A 7,507-nucleotide genomic window follows, 5' to 3' on the forward strand; every position below is an offset into this window, starting at 1 on the left:
CAAGGGCATACGCGGGGCTGCGAACCAGAGCGTTCGGGCCGCCGGTACTGGAGAAAGAAAGCATGAGCAACTGGTTAGTAGACAAACTGATCCCTTCGATCATGCGTTCCGAGGTCAAGAAGAGCTCGGTGCCTGAAGGTCTTTGGCACAAATGCCCGTCTTGCGAGGCTGTGCTGTATCGTCCGGAGCTGGAAAAAACCCTGGACGTTTGCCCTAAGTGCAATCATCACATGCGTATCGGCGCGCGCGCGCGTATCGATATTTTCCTCGATGCCGAAGGTCGTACCGAGCTGGGCGCTGACCTGGAGCCGGTTGACCGCCTGAAGTTCCGCGACGGCAAGAAGTACAAGGATCGCCTGACCGCGGCGCAGAAGCAGACTGGCGAAAAAGACGCGCTGATCTCCATGAGCGGCACCCTGCTGGGCATGCCTGTCGTGGTGTCGGCGTTCGAATTCTCGTTCATGGGCGGCTCGATGGGCGCCATCGTCGGTGAGCGCTTCGTGCGCGCGGCCAACTACGCGCTGGAAAAACGCTGCCCGATGATCTGCTTCTCCGCCTCCGGTGGCGCGCGGATGCAGGAAGCCCTGATCTCGCTGATGCAAATGGCCAAGACCTCCGCGGTGCTGGCGCGTCTGCGTGAAGAAGGCATTCCATTCATTTCCGTGCTGACCGACCCGGTCTACGGCGGTGTGTCCGCCAGCCTGGCGATGCTGGGCGACGTGATCGTCGGCGAGCCCAAGGCCCTGATCGGCTTTGCCGGGCCGCGCGTGATCGAACAAACCGTTCGCGAAAAACTGCCCGAAGGCTTCCAGCGCAGCGAGTTCCTGCTGGAGCACGGCGCGATCGACATGATCATTCACCGTCAGGAACTGCGTCCGCGCCTGGGTAACCTGCTGGCACAAATGATGGGCCTGCCGACGCCGAAATTCGTCGCTGCGCCAATCGAGCCAGTCGTGGTTCCACCGGTACCTGCCAACCTATGACCGAGCGTACCCTTGGCGAGTGGCTCGCCTACCTTGAGCAGTTGCACCCTTCGGCCATCGACATGGGGCTTGAGCGCTCGCAGCAGGTAGCGTCCCGTATGGGATTGGGCAAGCCGGCGCCTCGGGTGATCACGGTCACCGGCACCAATGGCAAGGGCTCTACCTGTGCATTCGTGGCTTCATTGCTGCGGGCGCAGGGCCTGCGCGTCGGTGTCTACAGTTCTCCGCACCTGCTGCGTTACAACGAGCGGGTGCAGGTCAATGGCGTCGAAGCCACTGACGCCGAGCTTTGCCAGGCTTTTGCTGCGGTCGAAGCCGGTCGCGGCGATACCTCCCTGACCTATTTCGAGATGGGAACCCTGGCGGCGTTCTGGCTGTTTCAACAGTCCGGGCTTGACGCCGTGGTCCTGGAAGTGGGCCTGGGCGGACGCCTGGACACCGTCAATGTGGTAGACGCCGACATGGCGTTGGTCACCAGCATTGGCGTGGATCATGCGGATTACCTGGGTGATACCCGCGAGTCGGTGGCCTTTGAGAAGGCCGGCATCTTCCGTCGGGGCGCGCCTGCGCTCTGCGGCGACTTGAATCCTCCGCAACCGCTGCTGGACAAGGCGCGCGAACTCAATTGCCCGTTTTTCCTGCGTGGGCGCGATTTCGACCTGGGTGTTACCGATCAGCATTGGCAATGGCGCGGCGTCGATGCCAGGGGGCAAGCGGTCGAATTGCACGACCTGCCGCTGCTCGACCTGCCGATGGAAAACGCCGCCCTGGCGCTGCAAGCCTATCTGTTGCTCGGGTTGCCTTGGGTAAGCGCGCAGATTGTCCAGGCGCTGCAAGCGACGCGGATAGTGGGTCGACTCGATCGCCGGCAGGTCGACTGGCAGGGTAAGCGCCTCAATTTGTTGCTGGATGTGGGGCATAACCCCCATGCCGCAGAGTATCTGGCCCGTCGCCTGGCCAGCCGTCCACCGGCGGGCAAGCGTCTGGCGGTATTCGGGTTACTGGCTGACAAGGATCTGGAGGGTGTCATTGGCGAATTGAGTGCTAGTGTCGAGCACTGGGCGGTCGCGCCGCTGGATTCGCCCCGGGCGCGACCGGTGGCCGACTTGCGCGACGCGCTGGACAAGCGCGGTGCTTCGGTGACGTCGTATGATAGTGTGGCCACCGCTCTGGAAGGGCAGTGTGCGCAGGCGACGAGTGACGACGAGATTCTGTTGTTCGGATCATTCTATTGTGTTGCCGAGGCCCTTGAGTGGCTGGCCCGGCGCTCCACGGAGGAAGCGGCAAATGGCATTGCTGGATAAGGCTTACAAGCAACGCATGGTCGGTGCCCTGGTCCTGGTCGCCCTGGCCGTGATTTTCCTGCCGATGCTGTTTTCCCGCCAGGATGAACAGCGCCAGGTGGAAGTCCAGGCTCCGGCCGCGCCACAAGCGCCGGCGATGCCGCAAGTGCAGGTGGAGTCCGTGGTGGTGCCTGAGCCCCAGGCCCTGCCACAGGAACCTGTGCCGAGCGACGAAGAAATCGCCCAGCAGGAAGCGCCGGTTGCACCGGTTGCACCTGTCGCTCCGGCACCCGCCGCCAAGCCGGTCACGCCGCCCCCTGCGCCAGCCCCTGTTCCGGCGCTGGCGGCCAAGCCCGCCACGCCACCGTCGCAACCGATCAGCGCCGCACCGGGCAAGCCGGATACCAGTCAAAGCCGCGTCGACGCCAATGGCCTGTCGGTCAGTTGGTCGGTGCAACTGGCCAGCCTGGCCAATCGCGAAAGTGCGGAAAAGCTGCAAAAAACCCTGCGCAGCCAGGGTTATAACGCCTATATCCGCACTGCCGACGGCAAGAATCGCGTGTTTGTCGGGCCGCTGATTGAGCGTGCAGAGGCTGATCGCCTGCGTGACCTGTTGAACCGCCAACAGAACCTCAAGGGGTTTGTCGTGCGCTTTCAACCAGAACGTGGCTAAATCTATCGCCGCGATTTGAAATGCACTGACAATCGCAGCTTACCGATAAGCATGGGCTCTGCTAAAATGCGCCGCCTTATCCGTCTGTAGGCTGCACTGTGCCATTTACCTGGGTTGACTGGGCGATCGTTGCAATCGTCGCCATCTCCGCTTTGATCAGTCTGAGCCGCGGCTTCGTCAAGGAAGCACTGTCGCTGGTGACCTGGATCATCGCAGGAGCCGTTGCCTGGATGTTCGGTGGCTCATTGTCCGAGTACCTCGCCGGATATATCCAGACCCCATCGGCTCGTATAATCACGGGCTGTGCCATCATGTTTGTCGCCACGCTGATCGTAGGCGCAATGATCAATTATCTTATCGGCGAGTTGGTTCGCGTCACCGGGTTGTCCGGGACCGATCGATTCCTCGGCATGGCTTTCGGCGCAGCGCGTGGCGTGCTGCTGGTGGTCGTGGCGGTCGGGCTGTTGAGCCTGGGGCCGGTACAACAGGACGAGTGGTGGAAACAGTCGCAGCTCGTGCCAAAATTTCTATTGGTCGCAGATTGGTCCAAAAACCTGATTCTCGGGTGGAGCAGTCAGTGGCTTGCCAGCGGTATCAGCGTACCCGCTGATATTCCGTTCAAGGAGCAGCTCTTGCCGATGGCCAAAACGCCTCAGTGAGTGTTGTTCAGTTCAGATCCATTAAGTAGGGGTTGCGTCGCATGTGTGGCATCGTCGGTATCGTCGGTAAGTCGAACGTCAATCAGGCGCTGTATGACGCGCTAACCGTCCTCCAGCACCGCGGCCAGGACGCTGCCGGTATCGTGACCAGCCATGATGGCCGGTTATTCCTGCGCAAGGACAATGGCCTGGTGCGTGACGTGTTCCATCAGCGTCACATGCAGCGCCTGGTCGGCCACATGGGCATTGGCCATGTGCGCTACCCGACCGCGGGCAGCTCGACCTCGGCCGAAGCTCAACCGTTTTACGTCAACTCGCCTTACGGCATCACCCTGGCGCATAACGGTAACCTGACCAACGTTGAACAACTGGCCAAGGAGATTTACGAATCTGACCTGCGCCACGTCAACACCAGTTCCGATTCAGAAGTACTGCTGAACGTGTTCGCGCACGAGCTGGCCCAGCGCGGCAAGCTGCAGCCGACTGAAGAAGACGTATTTGCTGCCGTCACCGACGTGCACAATCGTTGCGTCGGTGGCTATGCGGTCGTGGCCATGGTGACCGGTTACGGCATCGTCGGATTCCGCGACCCGCACGGCATCCGTCCGATCGTGTTCGGCCAGCGTCACACCGACGAAGGCGTCGAATACATGATCGCCTCCGAGAGCGTGTCCCTGGACGTGCTTGGTTTTACCCTGATTCGCGACCTGGCACCGGGCGAAGCGGTCTACATCACCGAAGACGGCAAGCTGCACACTCGTCAGTGCGCAACCAACCCGTCCCTGACCCCGTGCATCTTCGAGCACGTCTACCTGGCGCGTCCAGACTCGATCATCGACGGCGTGTCGGTGTACAAGGCCCGCCTGCGCATGGGTGAGAAGCTCGCCGAGAAGATCCTGCGCGAGCGTCCGGATCACGATATCGACGTGGTCATCCCGATCCCGGACACCAGCCGCACCGCGGCCCTGGAGCTGGCGAACCACCTGGGCGTGAAGTTCCGCGAAGGTTTCGTGAAGAACCGCTACATCGGCCGCACCTTCATCATGCCGGGGCAGGCCGCACGGAAAAAATCCGTACGCCAGAAGCTCAACGCCATCGAGCTGGAATTCCGCGGCAAGAACGTGATGCTGGTGGACGATTCCATCGTGCGCGGCACCACCTGCAAGCAGATCATCCAGATGGCACGCGAAGCAGGCGCCAAGAACGTTTACTTCTGCTCCGCAGCCCCGGCCGTGCGTTTCCCGAACGTCTACGGCATCGACATGCCGAGCGCCCACGAGCTGATCGCCCACAACCGTTCGACCCAGGACGTTGCGGACCTGATCGGTGCCGACTGGCTGATCTATCAGGATCTGCCTGACTTGATCGAAGCGGTCGGTGGCGGCAAGATCAAGATCGACAAGTTCGATTGCGCGGTGTTCGACGGCCAGTACGTCACCGGCGACGTCGACGAGGCTTACCTGAACAAGATCGAGCAGGCGCGTAACGATGCCTCCAAGGTCAAGACCCAGGCAGTCAGCGCGATCATCGATCTGTACAACAATTGAGTAACTACCGGCCCTGAGGGGCCGGTTTTGTATCTGGCTTTTAATTTACGAGAATAGGGAAAGGAGTGACAGCATGAGTCAGGATTGGGATGCCGGTCGGTTGGACAGCGACCTCGAAGGCGTAGCGTTCGATACCCTGGCCGTTCGTGCCGGTCAGCACCGTACGCCGGAAGGCGAACACGGCGATCCGATGTTCTTCACTTCCAGCTATGTATTCCGTACCGCCGCCGATGCGGCCGCGCGTTTTGCCGGGGAAGTGCCGGGTAACGTCTATTCACGCTACACCAACCCTACCGTACGTGCCTTCGAAGAGCGTATTGCCGCCCTGGAAAGCGCCGAGCAGGCCGTGGCCACTGCCACCGGCATGGCTGCGATCATGGCGGTGGTGATGAGCCTTTGCAGCGCCGGCGACCACGTGCTGGTGTCGCGTAGCGTATTCGGCTCGACCATCAGCCTGTTCGAGAAGTACTTCAAGCGCTTCGGCATCGAAGTCGACTACGTGCCCCTGGCGGATTTGTCCGGCTGGGATGCGTCGATCAAGGCCAACACCAAATTGCTGTTCGTCGAATCGCCGTCCAACCCGTTGGCTGAGCTGGTGGATATCGCCGAACTGGCGAAAATCGCTCACGCCAAGGGCGCGATGCTGGTGGTCGACAACTGCTTCTGCACCCCGGCGCTGCAACAGCCGTTGAAAATGGGTGCGGACATCGTCGTGCACTCGGCAACCAAGTTCATCGACGGCCAGGGCCGTTGCATGGGCGGTGTCGTGGCCGGACGCAGCGAGCAGATGAAAGAAGTGGTCGGCTTCCTGCGCACCGCCGGGCCGACTTTGAGCCCGTTCAACGCCTGGATCTTCCTCAAGGGCCTGGAAACCCTCAACCTGCGGATGAAGGCCCATTGCGCCAACGCCCAGCAACTGGCCGAATGGCTGGAGCAGCAGGACGGCATCGAGAAAGTCCATTACGCCGGCCTCAAGAGCCATCCACAGCACGAGCTGGCCCTGCGTCAGCAAAAGGGCTTCGGCGCGGTGGTGAGTTTCGAGGTCAAGGGCGGCAAAGAGGGCGCCTGGCGCTTTATCGATGCGACCCGCCTGATTTCGATCACTGCCAACCTGGGCGACAGCAAGACCACCATCACCCACCCGAGCACCACCTCCCACGGCCGCCTGGCGCCGCAAGAGCGTGAGGCTGCGGGCATTCGTGACAGCCTGATCCGCATTGCGGTCGGCCTGGAAGACGTGGCAGACCTGCAAGCCGACCTGGCGCGCGGTTTGGCTGCCCTGTGATCGAGTTGTCCACGCCATCGGGCACCAATGGCCGTGTGGCACTGGTGACCGGTGCGGCGCGGGGCATTGGCCTGGGGATTGCGGCCTGGTTGATCAGCGAAGGCTGGCAAGTGGTGCTGACCGACCTGGACCGGGTGCGCGGGTCGAAAGTGGCGAAGGTGCTGGGCGACAACGCCTGGTTCATCGCCATGGACGTCTCGAACGAAGGGCAGGTGGCGCTGGGTGTTGCCGAGGTGCTGGGGCAGTTCGGGCGCCTGGATGCGCTGGTGTGCAATGCCGCGGTTGCCGATCCGCACAACATTACCCTGGAAAGCCTCGACCTGGCTTACTGGAACCGGGTACTGGCGGTGAACCTCAGTGGGCCGATGCTGTTGGCCAAGCACTGTGCGCCATACCTGCGGGCCCATAGCGGGGCGATCGTCAACCTGGCCTCGACCCGTGCCGCACAGTCGGAACCCGATACCGAGGCCTATGCCGCGAGCAAGGGCGGCCTGCTGGCCTTGACTCACGCGCTGGCCATCAGCCTTGGCCCGGAGATTCGGGTCAATGCGGTCAGCCCTGGCTGGATCGATGCGCGGGACCCGTCGGTGCGCCGTGCCGAGCCGCTGACCGATGCCGACCATGCCCAGCATCCGGCGGGCAGGGTAGGGACAGTCGAGGACGTGGCGGCGATGGTGGCCTGGCTGCTGTCGAAGAACGCCGGTTTTGTCACCGGCCAGGAATTCGTGGTCGATGGCGGCATGACCAAGAAAATGATCTACAGCGAGTAGATCGGGCAAGGACGCTGTCTTCAGCATCGGTGTTGAATGTGCCGCCGTCTTCGCGAGCAAGCCCGCTCCCACACTGTATTTATGTCGATCACAATCCAGTGGTCTGCCGCAGATCCAGTGTGGGAGCGGGCTTGCTCGCGAAAGCGGTCTAGCTGTGCAAGACACAATTTTGTCTTTTTCAGAAAAACTTCAATCCTGCTATTGACTTAGGTTCGCTACCTGCGTAAATTTCGCGGCCTCGGAGATGCAAACGGGTGATTAGCTCAGCTGGGAGAGCGTCTGCCTTACAAGCAGAATGTCGGCGGTT

The 7,507-nt window shown here is 61.7% G+C and carries 7 protein-coding genes; all 7 read left to right on the plus strand.

Going from position 1 to position 7,507, the window contains the following annotated elements; all coding sequences use genetic code 11:
- The first annotated feature begins 62 nt into the window (after positions 1-62).
- The 7 genes from accD (at position 63) to QLG10_RS13605 (ending at position 7,200) form a co-directional block, all read left to right on the plus strand.
- On the plus strand, positions 63-983 hold the full coding sequence (gene accD / locus QLG10_RS13575) for an acetyl-CoA carboxylase, carboxyltransferase subunit beta (RefSeq protein ID WP_020795483.1): 921 nt from the start codon (positions 63-65) through the stop codon (positions 981-983).
- The gene (gene folC, locus QLG10_RS13580) at positions 980-2,287 is read left to right on the plus strand and encodes a bifunctional tetrahydrofolate synthase/dihydrofolate synthase (RefSeq protein WP_110749181.1); all 1,308 of its coding nucleotides are present in this window, start codon (positions 980-982) and stop codon (positions 2,285-2,287) included. The genes accD and folC overlap by 4 nt, the downstream gene beginning before the upstream one ends.
- Positions 2,271-2,939: an SPOR domain-containing protein gene (locus QLG10_RS13585; protein ID WP_110749179.1), complete on the plus strand. Its 669-nt coding sequence runs from the start codon at positions 2,271-2,273 to the stop codon at positions 2,937-2,939. The genes folC and QLG10_RS13585 overlap by 17 nt, the downstream gene beginning before the upstream one ends.
- A 98-nt stretch (positions 2,940-3,037) precedes the next feature.
- Positions 3,038-3,598 (plus strand): CvpA family protein, encoded by a 561-nt coding sequence (locus QLG10_RS13590; protein WP_110749177.1) that lies wholly within the window; start codon positions 3,038-3,040, stop codon positions 3,596-3,598.
- Positions 3,599-3,639: 41 nt separating this feature from the next.
- Positions 3,640-5,145: an amidophosphoribosyltransferase gene (gene purF, locus QLG10_RS13595; protein WP_020795479.1), complete on the plus strand. Its 1,506-nt coding sequence runs from the start codon at positions 3,640-3,642 to the stop codon at positions 5,143-5,145.
- 73 nt (positions 5,146-5,218) lie between these two features.
- On the plus strand, positions 5,219-6,430 hold the full coding sequence (locus QLG10_RS13600; RefSeq protein ID WP_188264708.1) for an O-succinylhomoserine sulfhydrylase: 1,212 nt from the start codon (positions 5,219-5,221) through the stop codon (positions 6,428-6,430).
- The gene (locus QLG10_RS13605; protein ID WP_020795477.1) at positions 6,427-7,200 is read left to right on the plus strand and encodes an SDR family oxidoreductase; all 774 of its coding nucleotides are present in this window, start codon (positions 6,427-6,429) and stop codon (positions 7,198-7,200) included. Before QLG10_RS13600 ends, QLG10_RS13605 begins: the two co-directional genes overlap by 4 nt.
- Positions 7,201-7,507: the final 307 nt, after the last annotated feature.

Origin of the sequence: Pseudomonas sp. V98_8 (assembly GCF_029967975.1) — a bacterium.
GTDB classification, from domain to species: Bacteria; Pseudomonadota; Gammaproteobacteria; order Pseudomonadales; family Pseudomonadaceae; genus Aquipseudomonas; species Aquipseudomonas umsongensis.

What these genes read in the sequence shown, in the direction of transcription:
- purF (WP_020795479.1), top strand. Translation starts at nt 3,640, where the DNA reads ATGTGTGGCATCGTCGGTATCGTCGGTAAGTCGAACGTCAATCAGGCG.
- accD (WP_020795483.1), top strand. Translation starts at nt 63, where the DNA reads ATGAGCAACTGGTTAGTAGACAAACTGATCCCTTCGATCATGCGTTCC.
- QLG10_RS13585 (WP_110749179.1), top strand. Translation starts at nt 2,271, where the DNA reads ATGGCATTGCTGGATAAGGCTTACAAGCAACGCATGGTCGGTGCCCTG.
- folC (WP_110749181.1), top strand. Translation starts at nt 980, where the DNA reads ATGACCGAGCGTACCCTTGGCGAGTGGCTCGCCTACCTTGAGCAGTTG.
- QLG10_RS13600 (WP_188264708.1), top strand. Translation starts at nt 5,219, where the DNA reads ATGAGTCAGGATTGGGATGCCGGTCGGTTGGACAGCGACCTCGAAGGC.